Here is a 24,249-nt window from a genome sequence, read left to right as displayed (position 1 = left end):
TGTCCTCCAGGGTGAGAATGGACGCCGAGAATGATTCCGAAGCGCTACCGCTTCGCCGAAACGCTATGGAATCGACGGCCGACGGATCGTCACCACCCGGTGGACATTCGCCGGTAGCTCGCACGGGGGACAAGGGCATCGCCGCAGGCGGCTGATTCCGCATCGGCGCAGCGCACGGGCCGCCGCGACCGCTACCCTCCTCCAGTGATCGATCTCCGGCGGATCCCGGACGTATGGCGGCGGTGGGACGTCACGGTCCGGGACCTCCCGTTGGCGCTCCTGCTGGTCGTCGCGTCGTTCCTGCCCGTGCTCCGCGGCCAGGAGACCGAGGTCGGCGACATGCCGCCGCGACCCTTCGACGCGCTGGCCATTGTGGTGCTCGCCCTGGTGTGCCTCCCCCTCGCCGTGCGCCGGCGATGGCCTGCCGCCTGCCTCGCCCTGGTGTCGCTCGGCTTCACCGTCGCCGAACTCCGCAGCTACCACATGGTCGCGGGCACCGCGCTGCCGTTCGCGCTGCTGAGCGCGGGCGCCCACCTGGAACGTCACCGGCGCGCCGCCGTGGCGGTCCTGTCCGTGGTCTATGTGATGCTGGCGATCGAGCTCGACCGGTCCGGCTCGACCGAGGGCCTGGACGGATTCGTGGTCTTCTACCTGGCGCTGGCCGTCACGTGGGGCATCGGGGCCTGGTGGCGCTCCGGCCGGGCCGCCGAGGCCGAACGCCGCCGCCGCGTCGCCGAGGCCACCCGCACCGCCGAACGCACCCGCATCGCCCGCGAACTCCACGACGTCGTGACCCACCACGTGACGGCGATGGTCGTGCAGGCCGAGGCGGCACGCTACCTGACGGCCGCTCCCGACCGCCTCGACGAGGCCCTGAACGCGGTCGGCGACACCGGGCGGCGGGCCATCGGCGACCTGCGGCACCTGCTCGATCTGCTCAACCCCGACCACGACACGGTTCCCGGCGACGGCACCGGTGCCAGGAGGCCGTCCGTCGGCGAGCTCCACACGCTCGTCGAGCAGACGCGCCTGGCCGGCCAGCCGGTGGAGTTCACCGAGGAGGGCAGGCCGGCGGCGGCCGGAAGCGCAGAATTCGTGGCCTACCGGGTCGTGCAGGAGGCCCTGACGAACGCCCTCAAGTACGCCCACGGCAGCCGCACCGTGGTCCACATGCGCTACGGCGCGAGGGAGATCACCGCGGAGGTCAGCACCGACGGTTCCCGCTCGCCCTCCGGGTCTCCCGGCGGGAGCGGGCGTGGCCTCGCCGGGCTCCGCGATCGCGTCGACGCCCTCGGCGGCGAGTTCAGCGCGGACGGCCGGACGGGCGGCGGCTTCGTGGTGCGGGCGCGCATCCCCGCGGGGAGCCCGTCGTGAGCGCGCCGGTCCGGGTTCTGGTCTGCGACGATCAGGCGCTGATCCGCACCGGGTTCGCGACGATCATCGATGCCCAGCCCGACCTGGAGGTGGCGGGGGAGTGCGGGGACGGGCGCGCCGCGGTCGACCTCGCCCGCCGGCTGAAGCCGGACATGGTGGTGATGGACGTCCGGATGCCGGTCCTCGACGGCATCGAGGCGACCCGCCTGCTGGCCGGCGCCGGGGTGGCGGAACCCGTCAAGGTGCTCGTGGTGACGACGTTCAACCTGGACGAGTACGTGTACGAGGCGTTGCGCGCGGGAGCGAGCGGATTCCTGCTCAAGGACGCCCCGCCGGCGCAGCTTCTCCACGGCATCCGCACCGTCGCGAGCGGAGCCGCGCTGCTGGCGCCCGAGGTGACACGGCGGCTCGTCGGCAGATACGCGGCGCGGATCCGTCCCCCGGACGGCGCGCCGGACGACCTCGCGATAACCCCGCGCGAACTGGAGGTACTGCGCCTCATCGCCGACGGCCTGTCCAACAGCGAGATCGCCGCGACGCTGGTGATCAGCCAGGAGACCGTCAAGACGTACGTGTCGCGCATCCTCACCAAGCTCGACCTGCGGGACCGGGTGCAGGCGGTGGTCTACGCCTACCGCAACGGCCTGGTCACGTGAACCAGATGCCCCCGCGCCGCCTCGCCCTCGATCGTAAGAGAGCGGCGGGGGGTTGCCCCGCCGCTCCGCTGGAAGGACCGGTCGGACGACCGGTCCCGGGTCAGGCCTTGACGGCCTGGCGGTTCCGGATCTCAGCCTTCGTGGCACCAAGGCCGGCGGCTGTGACCAGGGTGACGCCCAGCGCGATCGGCAGCCAGTCCGACGCGCTCAGCGGTTTCTGACCCGCGATCCAGCCCCCGAAGAGGCTGAGCGTGGGCCGAGTCGGCTGGAGAAGGGCGTGGGTGTTCTCCTGCAGCCCCAGGTTCCAGGCGAGGTTGGCGATGATCGTGCCTATCCCCGAGAGGATTCCGACGATGACGCAGACCACAACGGCATTCCTGCCGAGGTCGATCGTGGCGTTCACCCCGTCCGCGCGGAAGAACAGCACGGCGAGGAACACCACGCTCGGAATCCTGCTCAGAGAGATGCAGGCGTTCACCTGGTCGTCGCCCCCGTCCTCGTACTTGCGCTTGAGTCGGGAGGTGACGGTGACGTAAACGTAGTAGTTCAGCGCCATGACGCCGATCCACGCGAGTGACGCCGGGTGGAAGGTGCCGTGCCAGCCCTTCGCCACGAGAGCCACGCCGCCGATGGCGACGGTCGGCAACACGTACCGGGTGACCCGCGAGCGACCGCGGATCAGGGCCACGAAGAACGGCCCCCCGAAGAAGAACACCGTCGTCATCAGCGCGTCGGGGATGGAGCCCAAGGCCTCCCGCGACGCGATGACGTTCGCGGCGTACATCCCGCCCAGGAGCAGGGCCCGCCACCAGAGTGACCAACTCGCCCGGAGCCGAGGCTTGGAATAGCCCCAGAAGACGAGCGACGCCACCGTGTATGTGAGAAAGCCCGTGATGACCGCGCTCTCCTTGTTGACGCCGGTCTTGATGAGCACCGTGGTGCCCACCTGGCCGAGGACGAGCGAGAAGACCACCGCGGCCGCGGCGATCTTGCTCTGACGAGCCCTGCCCTCGGGCGTCGACGCGTCAGGCAGCGCCTGGCGCATCCGCTGTATGAAGCCCCTCATTCGGGACTCCTTTCTTGGTGCACGAACGCACCAAGGAATCCCGGGGGCTCTCAGGTCCCGGCTCCTTGGTGCGTCCTGATGGACGCTCCCCAGAGCCGGGAGCTCTGGTTTGCATATTGCACAAACGACTGTACATAAACGGTCAGGATCTTGTCATGTGTTAATCTCGCCGTTGTGCAAGCCCCTCATGAAAGCGGCGGACTTCTCACCCGTCGGCAGGGGCGCATGGGAGACGGCGGACCGGTCCTTAATGGCGGGAAGTAGCTGTACGCTTCCCCTTGGTGCAGAGGGCCGTTCCGTCGTTTTCCATGTAACGGACAGCCCGAAACATGATGGTGTAGACCAATATGCCGCCGTCCCGGCTCTACCGGGACGGCGGCAACAAGTGAGGACGGGTGCGATGATCAGGCGTGACGTTGTTCGCGCATTTCAATGATGCGACCGAGACGCCTCAGGGCATGTCAGAAGTGACCAGAAGGCCCCGCTCGCGCAGTACCGGTGTCATGAGGTTCTCGAACCGCCGGCATTCCTCGAGTTTCGGATATCCGGAAAGGATGAAACCGCGGACTCCGGCCTCCTGGTACTCCGCCAGCCGGTCCGCGATCTGGTCGGGACTCCCCACCAGCGCCGTCGCCGCGCCGAATCGGCCGGTGCCCACCCCGGCCCAGAGATTGGGCGCGACGTAGAGGTCTTCGGAGGCCGCGAGCTCGTTCTGCCGGGTGCGCTGCGAGGTCGCCTCGTGGCGTTGTGCCCGGATCTTCTCGCGCACCCGGGGATCGACCCGGGACACGAGGTCATCGGCCGCACGCCGCGCCTCGTCCTCGGTCGGGCGCACGATGAGGTGCACCCGCATCGTCGCCGCGACCGCCTCGCATCCGGGGGTGGAACGCAGCCGGGCGATCTCGGCGCGGACATCGTCCGGCGGTGCGGCGAACATGAGGTATTCGCTTCCGAAGCGCGCCAGCGTACGGCGCGACTGCGGCGAAGAACCGGACATGGCGATGTGCAGCCGATCCCGCAGCGGCGACCGCAGCCGTGCCCCGTCGGCCGAGTAGAAGCGGCCGCTGTGGCGCAGCGGCTTCGTGCCGTAGAGCACAGAGGTCAGCACCTCAAGCCATTCTTCCAGCCGGGCGCTCCGCGTCGCGCGGTCCTCGTCGTTGCCTATCCAGCGGTCCTCGTCCCAGCCCCCGGTCGTCACGTTGATCCGGATCCGGCCGGGGAACAGCGTGCCGAGGCTCGCCAGCATCATCGCCGCATGGGTCGGGTGGTACTGGTGGGGCCGGATCGCCAGCAGGAGATGGGCGGAGCCGGTATGGGCGAGAACGGCGGCGGCCGTGGTGAAGTTGTCCAGCGTGTTGTGATAGCTGGTGGGGACCAGCAGCCCCTCGAAACCGGCGAGTTCGGCGGCCCGGACAATGGCGACGAGATGGTCCACGGTGGGAGCGGCGCCCTCGGGGGGCCACGTCCCGATATGCGTGACGTCTGTGTCCATCGGGAGAAACCAGGACAGAGTCGCGGCGCCGGTCATGTGCTTCTCCCGTTCAGCGGCCGGACGGGGGAATCCGGCCGGCGAGTTGATGGGCGCAATACCCCAGGTGGTACCCCAGGCCCGCATATCCGAGGATCGTCTCGTTGTAGAACGCCCTGTACGGATCGCGTTCCACCCGCCCGGTCATGTCGTCGTGATAGAAGCCGGGATTGCGGGCGCCGGCCCTCTCGAACAGCTCGATGGCCTCCGCCCATCTGCCCGCCATCTGTGCCAGCAGCCCCAGGTTGATGTGGGCGTGGACGAACTCGGGGTCCAGCCGCAGCGCCCGCCGGAACGCGTCGGCGGCGTCGTGGCGCTGGCCCAGGCTGATCATTTGCAGTCCGGCCATGTTGTGCGGCGCCGGGTCCTCGGGCGCCAGCTCGATGCCCCGCTGGTAGGCCTCCAGCGCCTCACCGTCCCGTCCCACCGACCGCAGGACGTGGCCGCGGAAGAGCTGCACGGTGGCCGAGGACGGAGCGACGGCGATCGACTGGTCGGAGTACTCCAGCGCCTCGCCGAACCGGCCGAGGGTCCGCAGGATGAGCCCCTTGTAGCCCAGCAGGACCCCGTCCTGGGGCCGCTCCGCCAGCTGCCTGTCCATGATCGACAGATAGGTGTACGCCTTCTTCGAACGGTCGGCGACGGATCGGCTGTGCCCGAAGTGGTTCATCAGGACGGGGGCGGCGGCGACCCTGCCGCCCGCCTCCGCGATGCTCGCCGCCACCGACTCGTTGATCTTCCGGCGGTACTGGACGTCCGGGCGGTTCCGGAACACCTTCAGCTCGCGCCCGGTGTAGAAGCCGCCGTCGGCGAAGAAGTTGTACCGCAGCAGGCGGAGTCCGAGGGTGTCCTCCGGCGCCTGTTCGAGCTGCTCGACGAGCCGTGCGCCCTCGGCGGGCATGAGACGTTCGTCGGCGTCCAGGAAGAGGATCCAGTCGCCGGTGGCCCGGACGAGCGCCTCGTTGCGCGCAGCGGAGAAGTCGCCGTCGAACGGCACCTCCGCGAACGTGTCCGCGAGCTTCCATGCCAGGTCCACCGTGCCGTCCGTGGACCCGGTGTCGATGATCACGACCTCGTCGACGAACGGGCGCGCGGACCGCACACACCCCTCCAGGTAGGCGGTCTCGTTCAGGACGATCAGGCACAACGAGATCATCTTTTTCCTCCCTCGCCCGGCGGGGCGGCCACGGGCGGGCCGGTGGGCCGGCCGTTCCCGCGTCCCGGCGGGCGGAGCACATGGTCCAGGAAACGTGTCCAGGCGGTGAGCAGATGCGCGCGGGCGGTGCCGCTCTCGAAAAGGTGATCGCTGTCGACTTCCACGACCTCACCGCCGTGCCCGGAGAACCAGGCGGCCTCCGCGGCGATCTTCGCGTCGTGGCGCCCGTACACCAGCATGTACGGCACGCCGGTTTCGAGCAGGAGGGTGCGGGGCCGGAGGGCCTCGCGCTCCCGGAAGAACGCCTCCGGGAGATGGAACTCGCCACCGCGTATCGCGGTGACCCCGCCGGTGCCGAACCGGATGCCCTCGATCAGGTCACTCGACATCAGCGCGACGCCGGCGACCTGGAGTTCTCCCTGGCGCCACAGCCGGTGCGCACCGAGGGCGGCGGGCACGCCGCCGATGCTGATCCCCGCGCACACCAGGGGTGTCCCGGCCGGGGCATGCCCGGCCGCCACCGCGGCGAAGTCATCGGTCATGCCGGTGAACGTGGTCTCGTGGAACTCGCCGCCCGAGTCGCCGGAGCCGCGCATGTCGAAACGCACGACCCGGACCCGCGCACGCCGGCACAGTTCCGCCGACAGCTGCGCGAGCAGTTCCGCGGGCCCCACCCGGTCGCCGGTGAGGCCGTGCGCGATGCAGACCGTGGCCGCCGCTGGCCCGTCGGCGGGCCGGTCCACGACGGTCAGGCACGCGCCGCCGGGCACCGGCGTGAACACCTGCTCCCGGAGGACGCTGTCCAGCCGCCTCATCGGGAGACCTCCGGCCCCGGGCTCGCGCCCGGGGGCTCCCGCCTCCAGGGCAGATCGACCGACATCACGCGGCCCGGCACACCTGCCATCAGCCACAGCGCCGCGCGCGGATCGGCGCAGCGCCGCAGGTCGACGGACTCCCATGCTGTCGCGTCAGGGGTCCGCACCGCGGCTAGCATCTCCGCCGGGCCGTCCCAGCACGGCACCGCCACGTGGGCACCGGGCAGGGAGACGGCGGCGGCCGTGTTCGGGACCCAGCGGGCACCCTCCAGCATCTCCATCTGCTCCAAGGTGAGCGAGTCCGGATCGAAACACCTGAGCTTCGCCGACCCGACCACGTCGCCCGCGATCGCGAGGTGGCCGTGCCGCCCGAGCCAGCCGACCCGCAGCCATCGGCCGAGCGGCCAGGGCGCGGCCTCCAGCATCCGCTGCGTGGCGGTGGGGGCGGCGCCGGTCTGGACCGACCCGATGCTGATGAGATCGTTCCCCGCAAGGAGCACCGGCAGATGCGCGCGGACCACCTGCCCGACCTGGCCGGCGGGGGTGCTCGGAGGCAGGACCACCAGAGCGTCCACCCGTTCGCCGGCAGACCGGTCGACCAGGCGCAGCCCGCTTTCCGCGATCGCCTTCGCGGCGTCCGGCGGCGGGCCCTCCACCGCGACGGCCACCGGCTCGTCGCCGTTGAGCAGCCGCAGCCGGCGCGTCAGCCCGGTGACCGTCTGCTCCATGGTGTGCCGCGTGGAGTTCCACACGACCGTGCCCGGATGGATGCGCAGAGGTTCGCTGCTCCGGTTCGCGTCGCCCCGTTCCCGGACGGGATCGAGCGTCTCGCCGGTGACCGCGGCGCTCCGCCGGGCCCGCTCGGCGGGATCGGCCCAGAGGTAGACCGCCATCACCGCGTCGGGAAAGATCTCCCGGGTCGCGCGGCCCTCGGCCACCAGCCCGCCACCGGCGTACGCGCGCAGCGCGGCGTTGACGACGGCCTGCCGGCCGCGATCCCCGGCCAGGCGGGCCGCCTCCCGGCCGTACCGTTCCCCTGCGAGTTCGGATTCGCCGAACGTCCGCCCTTCCACCTCGACGAGAGGGTCGGCCACGCCGTCGGCCGCCGCGGCGGCGATGACGCGCGGCGCCGTGCCCGGCGGGGCGCCCACGGCCGCCAGCGCGCGGTAGACCATTCCGACCGACAGCCAGCGCCATCCGAGGCGACGTGCCAGTTCGCGCGCCACCGCGGTCTTGCCCACACCGTTGGGACCGTCGATGCCGATCACCGGGCCGGCCCGGTCCGGTACCGTCACGTCGCCTCCCTGGCGGCGGTGGACAGGTCGAGCGCGGCCACCGCCGCGGACAGCACATCCTCCGGTGGCGCGGTCCCGTCGAGGACGGTCACGGTGGCCTCCGACGCCTCCGACCTCATCAGCCGCGCGCAGCGCGACAGGAACGCCTCGCCGGCGCCGACGCCCGGATCGGTGCTCCGGCGGGCGATCCGCTCCCCCGCGATCCCGGCCGGCACGTCGATCAGGAAATGGACGTCGGGCCGGGGGACGGACGGCAGCAGCGTCCGCCACGGTTCGAGGTCCACACCGAAGGCGCCCTGGTTGGCGATGTGATCGAGCACCCAGCGATCGGCGAGCACCCACGCTCCCGCCTCCAGCGCCGGCCGGACGACGGTCGCGGCGTTGTCCAGCAGCACGAGGGTGAAGTAGCCGGCGATCCACTGCTCGACGGGCCCGCGCGAATCCGGGCCGACCGGGATCTGCTTGAGCCAGGGCAGCGGGGACGTGGCCGCGGGCTTGAGCGCGGCGACCGTGACGACACGGTGCCCACGGCCGCGCAGCACCGCGGCCAGCCCGTCCAGCAGCGTGCTCTTGCCGCTGCCGTCGATTCCGCTGACGGCGACCAGGCGCCCCGCGTGAACGGTCACCGGCGGACCTCCGTGCTCGGCATGCGCAGATACCGGACGAGCAGGTACTCCAGCCCTCGGCGGTCGGACTCCAGGCGCGTCAGCGGTTCCCGGCCGCAGACCAGCGTGTTCGCGGCGGGTCCGCGATCGCGGCCGGCCACCACGGCGACGTCCCAGGCCACGCCGTCCCGAAGGCGCCCCACGAGGCCGTCGACGGCGGCGGCCGGGACCCGGAGGCCGCGGACGAGATCGGGCTCCGCCCCGCAGGCCTCCCAGAAGGCCCGCTCCGATGCGTCCAGCGGCGAGCCGATCTCGATGACACCGCTCGCGCGGTCCCGCGACCACCAGCGCAGGTCCGCCCCGCTGGGCGGGAAGAGGGCGATCCGAAGTCCGCCGGTACCGACCTCGGCGCCGGCGCCGGCGTCGGCGAGCAGGGCCGCGTGCAAGCCGCGGGCGACGACGTGCACGGGGTCCGCTCCGTGCTCGCGAGCGGTGGCGATCGCGTCGTTCACCTGCCGCGCCCAGGCGGCCGGATCCTTCTCGTCCAGACTCTCGCCGTACCCGCTGAGGTCGAACCGGACGGCCGTGAGACCGGCCGCCGCCAGCGCGGTCGCGGCCTGCGCCTGCCAGTAGTTGTTGCCGGTCCGGTTCTCGCCCGGAGCGTGCAGCATGATCACCCACGGCCGGGCGGCCGCGCCGTCCGCGTCCTGACCCGGCGGACGGTGGACGACGAGCGGTTCCCGCGGCTGGTCGAGCAGGACGACCGCGGGGCCGGACCCGGTGGTGGTCACCATCCACGGCTCCAGCGGACCCGGTCCTCCGTCCAGCCCGCGGCGCGCAGCCCGGTACGGAGCCGATCGCTCACCGGCCCGAGCACGACGTCGCTCTCGACGACGCCGTACCCCGCCTCGTCCGCCGCGGCCAACAGCGCCGCGGTCGTCGCTGTGGAAAGACCGTTCCCGTGGTGTTCGGGCAGGACGAACACGTCGACGAGATAAAGAACGCGGTCGATGCCGTACCGGTCGGTGCGCGCATGGCCGAACCCGTGGCATGCCCTCCGGCCGTCGACCTCACCGACCAGGCAGAGGACACCGTCCCCCGTCAGCGCGTAGCGCTCCCGGGCGAAGGCATCGAGGTCGACCGCCGGCGCCTCGCCCGAGAGCCCCCGGCGAAGCGCCGTGGTGAGGCAGTCCGCGACGAAGTCGGCATCGTCGGCGCGTGCCCGGCGCAGCCGCAACTCCGGATGACCCGGTGCGGCGGGGGCACGATCGGCGTTCCCCGTGCCGTGTCGTGCGGTCAGGACGCTCTCGGTGAAGCCGTGGTCGGCGAGCCCGCCGTGACGGCAGTCCCGCCGAGCCTCCACCTCGACCGTGCACCGGGCGAGCGCGTCTTCCCCGGCGAGGCCGTCGAGCAGCACGTCCACCGCGTCGGAGGCCGTGCCGACGAAGCGGGAAAGTGTCACCTCCGGCCGCCCGGTCAGCGGGTGGTCGGCGCGGCCGACGGCACAGTACGCCGTCCCCTGGCCCGTCCGAGCGACGGCGGCCGGGCGGGTCGCGAGCGCGGTCAGGAGCCGATCCCGTACGACGGCGGGATCGCCGGGTGCCCGCCCCCGGTTCCGCTGCCGGGTCCGGGCGAGTTCCGCCGCCCACGTCCCCACCCATTCCGGCGGGGCGGCCGGGTCCACGGTGACCATCTCGAACCGACCGGTCATCGCTCCTGTCCCACCTCCGTCAGCGGCGGCGTGAACACTGCCTTGGAATAGCCGCGCGGCACCAGCGGGTAGACGCGGCCCCGCAGACCGGACAGACCCGCGGTCTGCCGTCCCGTCCCGCCGCGGAAGACGCCCGGATGCACCTGCGGCGGCGGGACCGGCAGCAGATAGACCGGCAGGCCCGCGGCGAACCAGGCGCGCGCGGGAGCCCTCTCCACCAGGTGGCGCGCGGCGCGGGGCGACACCCGCCGGACGGCCCTGACCAGCGCGTCGCTCGCCTCGACGACGGCGTCACGCCAGTACGGGAGCCTGGACGGCGCCCCGGGCAGCGGCCACCGGCCGGCCGGCCGGGAGACGGGCGGATCCGTGCCCAGCCCGGCCGCCGGAAGGCTGGACCGGGCCAGTTCCGCCACCCGCCCCAGCGCCTCGGCGGCGTCCGGAGCGCTCCGCAGGCGTGCGGCGACCTCGGGCCAACGGGCACCGCCACGGTGGAGCATGACGAGGTCGAGGGCGTCGCGCGGCTGGTACGCCCCGTCCCGCTCCACCATCTCCCCGGCGAAGACGACCGCCTGCCAGGTCGGATCCAGCACCGGGATCGGCGTGCCCGCCACCGTGACCTGCTCGCGCCGGCGCCAGGCGTCCTCCGGAAGAGTGAGCGACCGGGCACGGCTCAGCGCCGGCCCGAGCGTCGTCAGGTCCAGGTACATGGGATGGCCGAGATCGGAGACCTGCCTGTTCAGCGCCAGGCCCAGCCAGAGTCCCGTCCCGCTTCTCCGGCTGGCGATCGGCCGGGCGAGGTAGTAGCCGAGGCCGCGCAGGCGATCCAGTGCGGCGGGCAGGGAACGGTCGTCGCGCAGCAGGATGTCGACATCGTTGTACTGCCGCACCCAGCCGTCCGGGTAGAACCGGCTCAGGCCCACGGCCCGCAGCAGGACGTAGTCGGCGCCGCCGCGGTTCAACGTGGCACCCACGGTCGCGAGCTCCCGCTCCAGGATCGCGGTGCGGCGCCGCAGCCGGGAAAGCTCGGCCGACTGCTCGGCCGTGAGCGTGACATCCCACCGTTCGGCGAAGTGAAGTGCCAGGTAGGAGAGCTTCGCCCTTTCGGCGTCGGCAAGATCAGGAAGAGCCAGCAGAGAATGGATTTCGGCAGGTGGAGACGGCCTTTCCAGGCCCGTCTCCAGGAGATCGTCCAGCAGACGGCACAGAAGTCGATTCTGATCGAGCAAAAGCCCCTCCTCGATCTCGCGACCTCAGTGGGGGTGATCTTAACCCGCGATCAGATCCTCCGTAAGGGCCTCATTCCGGCATGACCGCTTTCAGTCGCACCGGTTCGGCCGCCCACCTGGGGTAATGGTGTTCCGCGGAGAACAAGGGACGGATCTGCGGCGGGGGAAAGGGCGCGCCACGATGCAGGTAGCGGTCGAGGAACCGCTGGGCCCCGGTGAGCGTGCGCCGCAACCCCTCGGGGGTCTGCGCGCCGGAGGACAGCGCCGTCCCGGCCTCGTCCAGATCGAGGATCCGGTAGGTGGGCCCCATTCCCTCGACGACGATGTCGACATGGCGGTCCTCGATATGAAAGCAAAGCGGATCCGCGCTCTCATCGCGGCGAATCGAGACCAGGTCGATGTACCATTCGTCGCGCCAGCCGAACGGCTCGTACACGAGCTGGACGCCCTCGTCAAGGAGCCAGAAATACCGTCGGGGGCCGTCGTGGCGAAAGTACAGCTGGTCGCTGTAGAGGACTCGTCCCGCGAGCATCGCGGTCACCGGACGATCGTAGATGCGATGCGTGACCGTGACCGGTATCGGAGGATCCGTTTCATGGCCCACAGCGGGCATTCGCCATCCCCTTTCACTTCTTCTTCGCCGCGCCCGGAGCCGTTCTCGTCGGCCGGCGCACCGGACATGATCCTTCTTATCAGGCACGGCCAGAGCGAACAGAACGCCGCGGCCGAGACTCCTGGCGCAGCCCGCGCGCCGTCGGGCCGGCGGCGGGACTGGGCCCTCACGGAGCGCGGGCGGCGGCAGGCGGAGGCCCGGGGACGATGGCTGCGGGCGACGGCCGGTGACGCCGCGGTCCTGCACAGCTCGCCGTATGCCAGGGCGCTCGCCACCGCGGAGGCGTTCGGCCTCGGATGGCCGGACCGGATGGAGGAACTCGCCGACCGTGACTGGGCCGCCTGGTTCGAGGGGGGCGAGGGGCCCGAAGAACGCGGCGCGCTCGCCCGGCGCCTGGCCTCGGACGATCCGTGGGGGTGGCGGCCGCCGGGCGGGGAGAGCCTGCTCGATCTGCGCGCCAGGATGAGCGTCTACCTCCGGTCCCTTTCGGCCACCGGGAGGCCGGACCGTCCGCCCATCGTGATCGCGGTGTCGCACGGCGAGCCGATCCTCGCCATGCGGGCGGTCATGGAAGGGATACCGCTGCGCGGGACGCTGCGGCGCCGCCAGGGCAAGAGCGGTCACGGCCTCCCCAACTGCGGCGTGCTGGCCTACTCGCGCGTGGACCCGGAGACTCCCGGCCGGCGGCTGCCCGCCTACCGCTGGCGCGGACACCTCGTCGACCCTGACCATGCGGCCACCGGCTGGAACGCCCTGAGCTGGACCGACCTGGGGGAGACCGCTTCATCCTCCGATGCGGGCGCGGATGACGGCGGCGCGCCGGGTGACGCGTAGCCGGCCGTCGAACGTCTCCAGCCTGTCGGCGATGCTCCGCGGCCGCACCTGGTTGGCCACGAACGCGTGAGCTTGGTCGTATCCGGTGAAGTTGACCGTTCCGACGACCGGTGTGATCTCGGCCTGGGCGCCGAACCTGCCGAGCGCGGCGCCCGCGTTCTCTTCCGAGAAGCTCAGCCGGTAACGGGCTCCGGGCAGGCGGGACCACAGTTCCGCCATATGCCGATCCGAATTGGTCGCCAGCACGAGCCAGCCGCCCGGACGCAGCACTCTGCACATCTCTCCGAGACCGGACGCGACCCGTGCGTCGTCCAGGTAGTGCAGCACCCACGCACCGACGACGCAGTCGAAACTGGCGTCCCGGAACGGCAGCTCCGGGAGAGCGGCCAGGAGCGTCGGCACCCCGCGGGCGCGGGTCAGTTCGCACATGCGGGCCGAGGCGTCCGTCGCGCCGACACGCCAGCCGTCGCCGTTGAGCCGCTGGGCCAGGGCCCCTTCGCCGCAGCCGACCTCCAGCAGGTCACCGCGGGGGAGTCCGGTCACCGTCGTCTCGAGCACGTCCCGAGCGTCAGGACCCGTGCCGTCGCGGTACACCGCCTGCTGGGACCGGTAGGCGTGCTCTGTGGCGAAGGCCTCGCTCCCACGTCGCGGGGCCATGAAGTCGAACCTCCTCCCCGCGGCGGGGATGTCTCCCAGCGCGGTCGAACGGCGGTGAGGGCCGGCGCACTCGCCGGCACCGCGGCCCATCAATACCTCACGCGACACGAGGTGACAACCCCCGTGGCCGCACCCGGCTACCTCCTTTCTCGCCTCCATGGGCTTACCTATTGTGTAAAACATTACGTTGATCAACTTCAAAAAAGACCTGCGGCAGCGGAAAGACCGACTTTCGGTTGACCCACATACCCAGGACGCAGCCTGGGGCACGGCCCGCTCGCGAACAGGTGCGCTCGCGAGGACGACACCTCGCAAACACAGCGCATTCGCATCATCCGAGCCTTGCCAAGCACGACGCCAGGGGAGTTCGTGTGCCAAGTCCCGATGAACGCATGTCAGTGAACAAGAGCCTCCCACTGCTCTCCGGAGCGGATATCCCTTTCGGACAGCCAGAATCCTTCATGCTCGACCCGATGCAGACGGACGCGGGTGATCTGGCACCTGAGTGGACGCGCCGAATGCCGGTTTCGGTGAACGACACCTACGGCGACCCTTTCATCATCGAGCAGGTGGGCAACACCGTCACCAAACTCACGTCGCTGGACAGGCATCGCGCGCCGATCGCCATCTTCACCAAGGCGGGGTACAGCGAAGAGGTGCTGGCCCAGCTGGAGACGGTGCCCGCACAGGTGGCCGCCAATGTCGTGGTCTTCTATTCGCTCACCGGCCTGGACGAAGGAGGCATCTCCTTCGACGAGCGCGTCCGGTTCATCCAGGCGTTACGGGAGATTTTCACGAACACCCTGGTGTTCACCCGCCCGATCATCCGGAACCGCAACGACGACCCGGCCATGCTGCGCCGGCTCGCCGAGGTCGCCGCGGAGCACACCGGCTATCTGGTGCTCGGCGGCCTGCACGATGCGAAGAAGCGGAAGACGATCGAGACGCCGGTCGAAGACCAGCTGATCACCTTCTGCGACGAGCTCGGCGTCCCCACCTTCCACAAGACGAGCTGCGCGGCCTCGTGGCTCCACGGAACCGAGTGCTGGGTCCACGACCTGGGCGCACCGCGGGATCTCGACAGTCTCGTCTCTCTCGGCTACCGGTTCGGCATCCGCGACGACATGGTGGTCCTCGACCGCGGCACGACGGGCGACATCAACTTCATCCGCATGCTGACGCGATCCGAGGTCTACCTGCGCGAAGTGATCAGCAACTACAACCTGCTCACCCTGCCGTCCGGAGAGCGCAAGCTGGAGGCGACCTCCTCGTGGTTCGCCTGGTCGGAGAACATCGACACCTGCCTGGACTGCAATTACTGCATCATCAAGCAGATCGAGTACCTGAAGAAGATGCGGGTCCGGATCGGCGTCCATCCGAGCCGGCTTCCGGAGATCGTGGCGAGCACCGGCCCGTCGCAGGATTTCTCGGCGTTCCGTCTCACCAAACTGCCCAAGGACCATGCCGGCCGCAACGTCTACGCCGATGTGCGGACCGTCAAGCCGTGCCGTGCGCGCCTCTATCCGCGACCCCTCCGGGTTGAGAGGACCACTGGGCAGGGCGCCACCGATGCGAGTTCGTCGCATCGCTGATCCGCACCCCCGAACGGACCGAGAGGAGGTGAACCCGCTGATGGACATCGCGATTGTGGTTGCCGAGGAGGAAGACTAAGCGCTCCCTTGTGTCAGCCGGGGCCTCGGCCCCGGCTGACACGCGCCGAACGGCTTCGCCGCGGCCCGGCTCAGACCAGACGGGTCACGATGAGCGCGGCGGACTCCGGCGTCATCAGCACCTCTGTCCCGACGAATCCGGGGCGCCGCAGCCACGACTCGCGCACTTCGTCACGGCTCTTCCCTGCACGGTCCGCGGGGCGGGGCAGCCATTCGGGCGTGAGGTCGTCGATGAGCACGATTCCGCCGACCGCGATGGCGTCGGCGAGCTCGTCGCCCAGTTCCTTGGCGTCGGCGCAGTCCGGAAAGACCAGAGCGAAGGGGCCGCGGTGAAGTACGGAGGACCAATCGCCGGTGAGTATCTCGACACCCGGGACGTCGCCGAGGGCGTCGTGGGCGACGGCTCCGTACCGGGCGTCGGCCTCGACGGTGACCAGCCGGGTGCCAGGACGCATGCCCGCCGCCATCCACGCGGTCCCGACCCCGCAGCCCGTACCGAGTTCGGCGATGGGCCCGCCGCTTCCCGCCGCCAGGACCCGTAGCAACCGCCCGACCTCGTCGGTGCACGAACGGGTGAATCCAGCCGCCCCGGCGGCCTTCTTGGCGGCTGCGACGATCTGCGGAAGCGCGCCGGACGTCGAGCGCTCTGTCATTGCGTTCCTTCCGTGTCAGGCGTTCGTACCGGCGCGTCCGGCGCACCACGGGCATGGCGAATGAACATATCGAATCGACGGCCGAGTCGGCCGGTGGACAGCTGGGGACGGCCGTTGATGGATGTCATGGAGTTCGGCCCACGGGTCGTCAAAGTCAGCACCGTCAAGCGTGGCCTAGGGCATGAAATGCGAGCCGTCAAGGTGGTCATGCATCGGGACCTGCTGAAATATCGCACCGACACCTACCGTATGGTGTCCCTGCTCGTCCAGCCCGTGCTGTATCTCTTCGTTCTCGGCGCCGGCCTGTCGGCGGTGGTGTCCGGCGGCGCTGCCTCCTCCTCGCAGGATCAGGTCGACTTCAAAATCATCGTCTTTCCGGGGGCCATGGTCCTCTCGGTCATGTTCACCGCGATGTTCTCCGCGGGCGGGATCGTCTGGGATCGCGAGGTCGGATTCTTTCGCGAGATGCTCGTGGCGCCCGTCAGCCGTACCTCGATCGTCTGCGGCAAGATATTGGGCGGCGCCGTCGTGGCCGTCCTGCAAGGCGGCGTGGTCCTCGCGTGCGCGGGTCTGGCAGGTCTTCCCTATGACCCGGTGATGCTCGGCTCCCTTCTGGCCGAGCTGTCGATCGGCGCATTCGCCGTCAGCGCCTTCGGCACCATGCTCGCCGCGCACGTCAAGGGGACGCAGACCTTCTTTGGAATCGTCCAGCTCGTCATGATGCCCATGCTCTTTCTCTCGGGCGCCTGGTATCCGCTCGCCGGCCTGCCGGGTTGGCTGGCGGCCCTGGCCAGGCTCAGCCCTCTCACCTACGTGGTCGACCCGTTGCGCCAGACGGTCTTCGACCAGGTCACGATGACCGCCGCGCAAGAATCGCGACTCGACCCGGGGGTCACGTGGTTCGGCCGGCGGCTGCCGGTCGCGCTGGAGTTGGCGCTCGTGGGAACGGCCGGCCTTGTCATGCTGGCCATGGCCGTCCGGCGGTTCCGCCGCACGGACTAGGTCCAAAAGATTTTGGCGCGTTCCACAAGGTCGTCGCGTTGTGACTCGGGAAGCGCAGGTCGTTGGGCCCCCGATGCCGTTGACCCCCTAGATGATCTTAGATAGATTCCCCTGCAATGGTGCGCTCGGCGATATGGCGATAAGGGTTCGTGGCCGGACCACTCCGATCTGAAAGGGGTTGTTGCACCGCCTCCCCGGGGATATTTTCCGGGTGTTTCGCGCAATTAATGCGATCGTCGGCGGCCTATCGGGGTGGCGCCGGAGATCCGGTGCCGATTTCGCTCCCACAGTGATCGGAGAACCGATGACGATCTCGCTCACCGACCAGGCGGGCGTCGACTCCCAGGACGAGTTCGACCTCGACGTCCGGGTCTCGGAGCTGTCCACGTCCGCCGAGATCCTCAGCTGCACCGACTCCTGTCCATGCTTCACCGCCCCCTGCCAGTCCACGCCGACCTGCCTGGAAGGCATCTGATCGGCCCGGTGCGCGGCGCCTGGCAAGGGTGATCCGGAGTAACGGCACCGGATCCCGCGCTGGACGTTCCCGGCCCCGCGCCTTTGGCGGATGACCGTCCGGCCGGAGCACCGGACCATTTTCATCCGATCGTCCCAAGATGGGCGCAGAACGAAAATGGTTCGCCCGACAGGGACCGGAGCTCCGCCGGACGGGCATTTGAGAAACGGCAGGACGATCTTGGGCGTGGATGGCAGACAATTGACCCCCAAAGAGGTCGCCGAGCTCGCTCGCCAAGTGGCCGATCGATTGGCCACCGCCCCTGCGGCCGGCGGGTGGGAGAATTTGGGAAGCGGAGATCTCGGAATTGCGCTCGCCCTTCTCCATGCGAGCGAGGCACTGGATGACGAGCGTTATCTCAAGGCCGGTCAAGCCGTTCTTCGCCGCGCCGCCGAGGCCACCGCGCGGGAACCTCTGGTGGCGGCGGGCCTGTTCACCGGCACAGCGGGCTTCGCATGGGTGCTGGCCGAGTTCGCGCGCCGTGATCCGCGTTATGGAAGATCGCTGCGCTCGGTGACCGACCGTCTGGCCGAGCGGTCGCCGGATCTGCCGGAGCGCGGCGGTGTCGCCCTGGGCGACTACGACGTGATCAATGGCGCGGCAGGGCAACTGGCCGCCATGCTGAAGGCCGCGGAGACCTTGGGTGCGGCCTCGGACAGCAAGCCGCGGGACGCCGCCGACAGGCTCGTCGCCTACCTCCTCAAGGTCACGGACCTCGACGCGGACGGTGCGCCGAACTGGTTCTGCCCACCCCGGCTGTACCCCAAGGCGGCGCCCTGGTTCCATGACCAGTTTCCGGACGGGATGTACAACCTGGGCTTCTCCCATGGGCTGCCGGGAATGCTGGCCGCGCTGACGCTGGCGGCGCTCGCGGGGATCAGGCGGCGGCAGGTGGAGGACCGTGTCGCCGAGCTCGCGGACCGGCTGGCGGAATGGCGCCTGGACGACGGCGGTGGCCCGAGCTGGCCCGGCGCCCTGCGGGCCGCCCCCGGATCCCGGCTCCCCGTCCGTACCGAGGACGACGCCCCGGCCCGTACGGCGTGGTGCTACGGCGCCCCCGGCGTCGCGGCCTCGCTGCTGTCGGCCGCCACGATCAGCGGAGGCACGTCCCTCGCGGTCGCGGCCCTCACCCGTGTGCGCGCCACCCCGCAATCCGAGCGCCGGACGTTCGCCCCCACCCTCTGCCACGGTGTGGCCGGGCTGCTCAGCGTGTACACGCGGGCCTACGCGCAGACCGGCGACCCCGCCTTCGAGGAGATGCGGAACGACACTCGCGCGCGGTTGTGCGCCATGGCGTCGGACGAGCATCCCTTCGTGTTCGCCGACATGCCCGAGCCGGACAGGCCGTCGCACGACACCGGGCTGCTCGAGGGCGCGGCAGGAGTGCTGCTCGCCCTGCTCGGCACGGTCTCTCCCGAAGCCTCCCGATGGGACGAGGTGCTGTTCTTGACACCGACGGCCGTGAGCCTGGCATGAAGCACACCGGCCCCTACAAGGAGAGCGGATTCTTCCTGCTCAGAGCGCCGGCGCTGCCGGTCCGCCCGATGCTGGACATCCTGGGGTCGTTCCCGGCCGCGGCGGGTGACGCCGAGGACGGCTGGCGGGACGACTACGCCCAGGCTCTGCTCAAGCTGTGGGGCATGCCGGGAGTGTCGGCCGCGATCCGGTCCGCGACGTCCGATCTCGCCGATGCCGTCGACCGCCTCGATGACCTGTCCCCCAAGGATCGGCACCGGGCCGTGCTGAGCCTCGGCCGCTACCTCAACAGGATGAGCTTCCGCGCGACCCCGTTCGGGCTCGTCGCCGGGGTCGCCGGCGGCTTCTTCGGCCGCCCCGGCGACCCAGCACACGCGCGGCTCGGCGACACCGCCATCGGCAGGGCGCGGGCCAGAGCCGACATGGGCTGGGTGATGCACTTGGCGAAGCGCCTCGCCAAGGATGCGGGCTTCGCCCCTGAGCTGCTGGTACGCCACAACGATCTGCTCTACGCGGGACGCGGCAGGGTGTGGCTGCAGTCCGCCGACGGCTACGGGACGAAAGAGAACCGCGCGGTCAGTGTTCGCCTGAACGGACCTGTCCTCGCCGTCCTCGAACACACGACGACGCCGAGGACCCTCGGCGACATACGCGCCCGCCTGGTGGCCGGCTACCCCGGTGTCGCGGCGGAGAAGATCGACGGCCTGCTCCGGGAGCTGCTCGAACTCGACATCCTCGTCACCGCCGAACGTCCCGGAATGCTGGCCGGCAGCGAGGGCACGCCGCTCCGCTCCCTGCTCCCGGCCATCGCGGACCCGGTGATGGCACAGGCCCTCGACGACGTCGAGGACGCGATCCAGGCGTTCAACCGGAACCGCGACGTGCACGGCGACCTGCGCGCGCACATCGAGTCACGGGCCAAGGCCGCCGCCGGGGACTACGAAGGCCAGGTCCTGCAGATCGACTCCGCGCTGGGTTTCGCGTCGCCCCCCGTCCTTCCTCAGGAGGTGGCCCGACTGGCGGAGGACGCGGCGCGGGTGCTGTCCGTCGTGGGATCCGATCAGTACCCGCCGCCACTGCGGGAGTACGCCGACGCTTTCGTCGAGCGTTACGGGCTCGGCGCTGAGGTCCCTGTGCTGGAGCTCCTCTCCGAGGAGTCCGGGCTCGGGCCTCCGGCGGGCTACCTGTGCCCGGAGCGGTCGTATCCGCTCGCCGGTGAGGAGGCCGACCCGCCGGCCTGGACCGAACGTGAGGCGCTGCTCGTACGGCTGGTGTCCACCGCGCTGGCCCGGCGCAGCATCAAGGTCTCCCTCGACGACCACCTCCTCGCCGAGTTCACCGACGCCGCGCACCTCGCAGACGACGACCGGCCTCGATGGCCCTCGATCGACGTCCACCTGCAGCTCACGCCCCCCGGAACCGGTGGCGAGGGCTGGCGCGGCTTCGTCTCGGGGGTCGGCGTCACCCTCGGCGGCCGGACCTTCGGACGGTTCCACGACCTGCTCGCGCCCGAGGTCCAGTCCGCGCTGCGGGACCTGGCCGCCGCCGAGGAGGAGCTCATCGGTGACGCGCTGACCGTCGAGCTGACCTACCTGCCCTCGGACGCCCGGGCCGCGAACGTGTCGATACGGCCACTGCTGCACGAGTGGGAACTGCCGGTCAACGTGGCGACCGACCGGCCCGCCGACCGGCTGATCGAGCTCGCGGACGTCTACGCCGGCGTCGACGGCGGACGGCTGTACCTCCGCAGCCCGCGGCTGGACCGCCGCCTGCACGTGACCCAGCGTTCGATGCTGAACCTGGGAAAGGCGCCGAACGTCTGCCGTTTCCTCGTCGAGATCTCGACCGCCCAGGCGCGGCGGGTCTCGCCCTTCGAGTGGGAGCGCCTCGCCGAAGCCACCCCGTTCCTGCCGCGGATCGAACGGGCCGGCCTCGTGCTGCGGCGAGCACGCTGGAGGCTGCGCGAGGACTCCATCGCCCGGGAGGCGGGGTGGGGGCACGCGGATCCGCTGGCCCCCTTCGCAGATGCCATGCGGGCTTGGAGGGAGACGTGGATGGTGCCGCGCCTCGTCCACATGATCCAGGCCGACAACTCCATCCTGCTCGACCTCACCAGCGCGCCGTCCCTGGCCGAGTTGCGCGCCGCGATGGCGCGAGCACGGGCACAGGGCGGCGACGTCCTGCTGGAGGAGGCGCTGCCCGGCCCGGACGAGGGGTTCCTCACTGACGCCTCCGGGGAGCGGTACGTCTCGGAGGTCGTGGTCCCGCTCGTGCGCGTCGACCCTGGTTCCGCCGAGAAGACGGCACCGCGGAGATCCGGGACGCGGCGCGCACCGTTGACGGAGCGCGTCAAGCCGGTCGGCAGCGACTGGCTGTACGTCAAGCTCTACGCCGAACCGGACGCGCACGACGCCTTGGTGACCGGCGACCTGGCCGCGTTCGCCGAGCGGCTGACCGCGAGGTACGGCGTCGCGGAACCGTTCTTCATCCGCTATGGCGACCCCGCGCCTCACCTCCGCGTCCGGTTCCACGTTCCGGACGAGGCGGTCCGAGAGAAGATCCTCGGTGAGACCGCGCAATGGGCGCGCGCGCTCACCACCAACGGCCGGGTCGTCGAGTTCACGTTCGCCGCCTACCACCGCGAGATCGACCGCTACGGGGGCACCGACCTGATCGGACACGCCGAACGCTGGTTCCAGCGGGACAGCACCGCGGCCACGCTGCTGCTCGGGCACCTGCGCCAGGCGCCCGCCGAAGATCGTGTCGCGATGACCGCGCTCAGCCTGGAGCACATGGGCCGGATGCTGCTCCCCTCGCTCGACGACCGCCGCCGCCTCGCGCGGTCGGCCGCCCCCGGGCATGTCGGAGGTGCCGAATATCGCGAGGCGGGACGCGCGCTCTGGGCGGACCTCACCGGCGACGGTGCCGGCGCCCCCGCGCTCGCCAAGGCCGAGGAGATCTGGCGGCCTGCCGCGGCGGCGCTCACACGGCGCACCGACGAACTCGGGACGGGCCGCATGAACATCGCCGGGAGCCTGCTGCACCTGCACTGCAACCGGATGGGCCTGCCCCGCGACAAGGAGGAGATCACGTTCGGCGTCTGGCGGCGCCTACTGGACAGGATCGCCAACACCTCGAACCACTGAGGAGTGACTCCCGGGCGCAGTGGGCGGCGAGGTCATGCCATACCGCCGCCTCGACGGCGGGGAATATGTCGCGTTTGACCCGGGCATAGGCGGCCGTCCGGTCGAACTACGCTGCCAGGACAACCAGCGGCCGGTGGGTTGCGAGCCCGCCGCCGCGACGGGGAGGGGATCTTCATGAGCGTTCACGGCAAGGTCGTCGCGATCACCGGCGCCAGCAGCGGAATCGGTGAAGCGACGGCTCGCCACCTCGCCTCGCTCGGTGCGGCCGTCGTCCTCGGCGCGCGCCGCACCGACCGGCTGGACCGGCTGGTCGCCGAGATCCTCGCCGCGGGCGGCGAGGCGGCCGCCACGCGCGTGGACGTCACCGATCCCGCCGACCTCCAGTCGCTGGTCGCCGTCGCCGTTGAGCGCTTCGGCCGGCTGGACGTCCTGGTGAGCAACGCCGGGATCAGCAGGATCAGCCCCATGGCGGACCTGGACGTCGACGGCTGGTCGGCGATGGTCGACGTGAACCTCAAGGGGGTCCTGCACGGGATCGCCGCGGCTCTGCCGGTGTTCCGCCGTCAGGGCAGTGGTCACCTTGTCACCGTCGTCTCGACCTCCGGCCTGAAGATCGTGCCCACCCAGGCTGTGTACGCCGGGACGAAGAACGCGGTACGCACCCTCCTGGAGGGCCTGCGGCAGGAGAGCACCGACGGGGTCCTGCGGACGACGTCGATCTCCCCGGGCTACGTCCGCACCGAGCTCATCGACACGGCCGTCGACGATCCGGCCGTGCGCGAGCAGGCCAGGCGGAACATGGCCGATCTCGGTATCGACCCCGCGGCGGTGGCCCGGGCGATCGCCTTCGCGATCGACCAACCCGACGACGTCGAAATCGGGGACCTGACCATCCGGCCAACTCGCCAGGGCTGAGTGAGGCAGGGTCCCGACAAAAGTATTGCCAGTAATGATCAATGTTCAAGCAAATGACCGTTTCGGGTGACATGAACTGCTCATGTACCAGATATGCGGACCTCGGCTTCAACGCCAAGATTCCCGAACGGACAACGGCCCATCATCGGCAGGCTCGCGACAAGCGCCCTGTTGATCGGTGCGCTCGGACTCGTCGCACTTCCGGGATGCGACGACGATGACCACCGTTCCGCCACTCTGCAGCGGGCGACCAAACCGGACGGCCCTAAGGCGAAACGTTTCACCATTGCGGCGACCGGTGACTTCCTTCTGCACCGAATCGTGATGGATCAGGCGGCCTCCGACGCGCGTAACGAAAAGCGGGACGGGTACGACTTCATGCCGATGCTCACCCGGCTCAATCCCCTGATCGGCCAAGCGGATCTGGGGGTCTGCCACATCGAGACGCCATTGGCCTCGCGATCGGGACCCTTCATCGGCTACCCGGTGTTCAACTCGCCACCGCAAATCGTGGACGCGATCCGCGAACTGGGCTACGACACCTGCTCCACCGCCTCCAACCACGCCATCGACCAGGGAGAACCGGGCGTGCGCCGGACGCTCGACACCCTGGACAAGGCGGGCATCAGGCATGCCGGTACGGCGCGCACCGCGGAAGAGGCGAAGAAGATCAACCTCCTGGACGTCAAAGGGGTGAAGATCGCACAGCTTTCCTATACGTACGGCACCAATGGCATGACGAAGCCCCCAGGAAAGCAATGGCTCGTGAACGACGGGCTGAACCCCGACAAGATCCTCGCGGAGGCGTCCAGGGCCAAGGAATCCGGCGCCGGCATCGTGATAGTCAGCCTCCATTGGGGCCAGGAATACCAGCACGAGGCCACGCCCGAGCAGCGGCGCCTGGCGGCGACCCTGCTGCACTCCCGCAATGTCGACCTGATCCTCGGCAACCACGTACACGTCGTTCAGCCTTTCGAGCAGATCAACGGAAAGTGGGTCGCGTACGGAATGGGCAATCAGGTCGCCAATCCGACGGAGAACACCCAGGCCACCCGCAAAGGGCTCGTCGCCCGGTTCACCTTCACCTGGGATTCCCGCGGACGGCGCTGGAAAGAGCAGCCCTCCTTCGTCCCGACCCTCGTCGAGCCCGGCCCGCCCATCAGGGTCCGGACTCTGATCCGCGGCGATTCGGCGGACCAGGCGGCAATTGACGACACGACGCGAGTGGTACGAAGCCTCGGATACGACGTTCCCGACGCTTCGGACCAGGTCACCTCGATGAACCTTCAACGCCCTGCGGGAAACTGACACCGCGACCACGCCCACCGGCACTGCTT

22 protein-coding genes are annotated in these 24,249 nt (G+C 70.2%); 10 read left to right on the top strand and 12 right to left on the bottom strand.

Going from position 1 to position 24,249, the window contains the following annotated elements; translation table 11 throughout:
* Positions 1-204 precede the first annotated feature (204 nt).
* The gene (locus ACQPZP_RS41690; protein ID WP_433475115.1) at positions 205-1,374 is read left to right on the top strand and encodes a sensor histidine kinase; all 1,170 of its coding nucleotides are present in this window, start codon (positions 205-207) and stop codon (positions 1,372-1,374) included.
* Positions 1,371-2,030 carry a response regulator gene (locus ACQPZP_RS41685; protein WP_433475114.1) on the top strand — a complete coding sequence of 220 codons (660 nt, stop codon included), beginning with the start codon at positions 1,371-1,373 and terminating at the stop codon, positions 2,028-2,030. The genes ACQPZP_RS41690 and ACQPZP_RS41685 overlap by 4 nt, the downstream gene beginning before the upstream one ends.
* 100 nt (positions 2,031-2,130) lie before the next feature.
* Here ACQPZP_RS41685 and ACQPZP_RS41680 read toward each other — a convergent pair whose 3' ends face one another.
* From ACQPZP_RS41680 to ACQPZP_RS41635, 10 genes are all read right to left on the bottom strand, one after another.
* Positions 2,131-3,096, bottom strand: coding sequence for a hypothetical protein (locus tag ACQPZP_RS41680; RefSeq protein WP_433475113.1), 966 nt, complete (start codon positions 3,094-3,096; stop codon positions 2,131-2,133).
* Between the two features lie 451 nt (positions 3,097-3,547).
* Complete coding sequence (locus ACQPZP_RS41675) at positions 3,548-4,588, bottom strand: LLM class flavin-dependent oxidoreductase (protein ID WP_433475112.1); 1,041 nt, start codon at positions 4,586-4,588, stop codon at positions 3,548-3,550.
* Between the two features lie 49 nt (positions 4,589-4,637).
* Entirely contained in the window at positions 4,638-5,780 is a 1,143-nt protein-coding gene (locus ACQPZP_RS41670; RefSeq protein WP_433475111.1) for a tetratricopeptide repeat protein, read from the bottom strand.
* Positions 5,777-6,595 (bottom strand): alpha/beta fold hydrolase, encoded by an 819-nt coding sequence (locus ACQPZP_RS41665; RefSeq protein WP_433475110.1) that lies wholly within the window; start codon positions 6,593-6,595, stop codon positions 5,777-5,779. Before ACQPZP_RS41665 ends, ACQPZP_RS41670 begins: the two co-directional genes overlap by 4 nt.
* The gene (locus ACQPZP_RS41660; protein WP_433475109.1) at positions 6,592-7,890 is read right to left on the bottom strand and encodes a (d)CMP kinase; all 1,299 of its coding nucleotides are present in this window, start codon (positions 7,888-7,890) and stop codon (positions 6,592-6,594) included. Before ACQPZP_RS41660 ends, ACQPZP_RS41665 begins: the two co-directional genes overlap by 4 nt.
* Positions 7,887-8,516: a dTMP kinase gene (locus ACQPZP_RS41655; protein WP_433475108.1), complete on the bottom strand. Its 630-nt coding sequence runs from the start codon at positions 8,514-8,516 to the stop codon at positions 7,887-7,889. The genes ACQPZP_RS41660 and ACQPZP_RS41655 overlap by 4 nt, the downstream gene beginning before the upstream one ends.
* A complete protein-coding gene (locus ACQPZP_RS41650) occupies positions 8,513-9,289 on the bottom strand; it encodes a hypothetical protein (RefSeq protein ID WP_433475107.1) in 777 nt (258 codons plus the stop codon). Before ACQPZP_RS41650 ends, ACQPZP_RS41655 begins: the two co-directional genes overlap by 4 nt.
* Complete coding sequence (locus ACQPZP_RS41645) at positions 9,283-10,206, bottom strand: N-acetyltransferase family protein (RefSeq protein WP_433475106.1); 924 nt, start codon at positions 10,204-10,206, stop codon at positions 9,283-9,285. Before ACQPZP_RS41645 ends, ACQPZP_RS41650 begins: the two co-directional genes overlap by 7 nt.
* On the bottom strand, positions 10,203-11,432 hold the full coding sequence (locus ACQPZP_RS41640; protein ID WP_433475105.1) for a nucleotidyltransferase family protein: 1,230 nt from the start codon (positions 11,430-11,432) through the stop codon (positions 10,203-10,205). The genes ACQPZP_RS41645 and ACQPZP_RS41640 overlap by 4 nt, the downstream gene beginning before the upstream one ends.
* Before the next feature lie 70 nt (positions 11,433-11,502).
* Complete coding sequence (locus ACQPZP_RS41635; RefSeq protein WP_433475104.1) at positions 11,503-11,973, bottom strand: hypothetical protein; 471 nt, start codon at positions 11,971-11,973, stop codon at positions 11,503-11,505.
* Positions 11,974-12,111: 138 nt separating this feature from the next.
* Between ACQPZP_RS41635 and ACQPZP_RS41630 the strand changes: the two genes are divergently transcribed.
* A complete protein-coding gene (locus ACQPZP_RS41630) occupies positions 12,112-12,879 on the top strand; it encodes a histidine phosphatase family protein (RefSeq protein WP_433475103.1) in 768 nt (255 codons plus the stop codon).
* Here ACQPZP_RS41630 and ACQPZP_RS41625 read toward each other — a convergent pair.
* Complete coding sequence (locus ACQPZP_RS41625; RefSeq protein ID WP_433475102.1) at positions 12,829-13,536, bottom strand: class I SAM-dependent methyltransferase; 708 nt, start codon at positions 13,534-13,536, stop codon at positions 12,829-12,831. The genes ACQPZP_RS41630 and ACQPZP_RS41625 overlap by 51 nt on opposite strands.
* A 518-nt stretch (positions 13,537-14,054) precedes the next feature.
* Between ACQPZP_RS41625 and ACQPZP_RS41620 the strand changes: the two genes are divergently transcribed.
* A complete protein-coding gene (locus ACQPZP_RS41620) occupies positions 14,055-15,128 on the top strand; it encodes a hypothetical protein (RefSeq protein ID WP_433475101.1) in 1,074 nt (357 codons plus the stop codon).
* Between the two features lie 149 nt (positions 15,129-15,277).
* Here ACQPZP_RS41620 and ACQPZP_RS41615 read toward each other — a convergent pair whose 3' ends face one another.
* On the bottom strand, positions 15,278-15,859 hold the full coding sequence (locus tag ACQPZP_RS41615; RefSeq protein WP_433475100.1) for an O-methyltransferase: 582 nt from the start codon (positions 15,857-15,859) through the stop codon (positions 15,278-15,280).
* 117 nt (positions 15,860-15,976) lie between these two features.
* Here ACQPZP_RS41615 and ACQPZP_RS41610 point away from each other — a divergent pair, with 117 nt between their 5' ends.
* From ACQPZP_RS41610 to ACQPZP_RS41585, 6 genes are all read left to right on the top strand, one after another.
* Positions 15,977-16,861 (top strand): ABC transporter permease, encoded by an 885-nt coding sequence (locus ACQPZP_RS41610; RefSeq protein WP_433475099.1) that lies wholly within the window; start codon positions 15,977-15,979, stop codon positions 16,859-16,861.
* A 304-nt stretch (positions 16,862-17,165) separates the two neighbouring features.
* Positions 17,166-17,336 (top strand): hypothetical protein, encoded by a 171-nt coding sequence (locus tag ACQPZP_RS41605; protein ID WP_433465011.1) that lies wholly within the window; start codon positions 17,166-17,168, stop codon positions 17,334-17,336.
* 324 nt (positions 17,337-17,660) lie between these two features.
* Positions 17,661-18,851, top strand: coding sequence for a lanthionine synthetase C family protein (locus ACQPZP_RS41600; protein WP_433475098.1), 1,191 nt, complete (start codon positions 17,661-17,663; stop codon positions 18,849-18,851).
* Positions 18,848-21,997 carry a lantibiotic dehydratase gene (locus tag ACQPZP_RS41595; RefSeq protein WP_433475097.1) on the top strand — a complete coding sequence of 1,050 codons (3,150 nt, stop codon included), beginning with the start codon at positions 18,848-18,850 and terminating at the stop codon, positions 21,995-21,997. The genes ACQPZP_RS41600 and ACQPZP_RS41595 overlap by 4 nt, the downstream gene beginning before the upstream one ends.
* A gap of 174 nt (positions 21,998-22,171) precedes the next feature.
* The gene (locus ACQPZP_RS41590; RefSeq protein ID WP_433475096.1) at positions 22,172-22,912 is read left to right on the top strand and encodes an SDR family oxidoreductase; all 741 of its coding nucleotides are present in this window, start codon (positions 22,172-22,174) and stop codon (positions 22,910-22,912) included.
* Positions 22,913-23,083: 171 nt separating this feature from the next.
* On the top strand, positions 23,084-24,220 hold the full coding sequence (locus tag ACQPZP_RS41585) for a CapA family protein (RefSeq protein ID WP_433475095.1): 1,137 nt from the start codon (positions 23,084-23,086) through the stop codon (positions 24,218-24,220).
* The last annotated feature ends 29 nt before the right edge of the window (positions 24,221-24,249 follow it).

The organism is Spirillospora sp. CA-142024, assembly GCF_050942325.1.
Lineage (GTDB): Bacteria > Actinomycetota > Actinomycetes > Streptosporangiales > Streptosporangiaceae > Spirillospora.
This window is presented reverse-complemented; position numbering and strand designations above follow the sequence as displayed.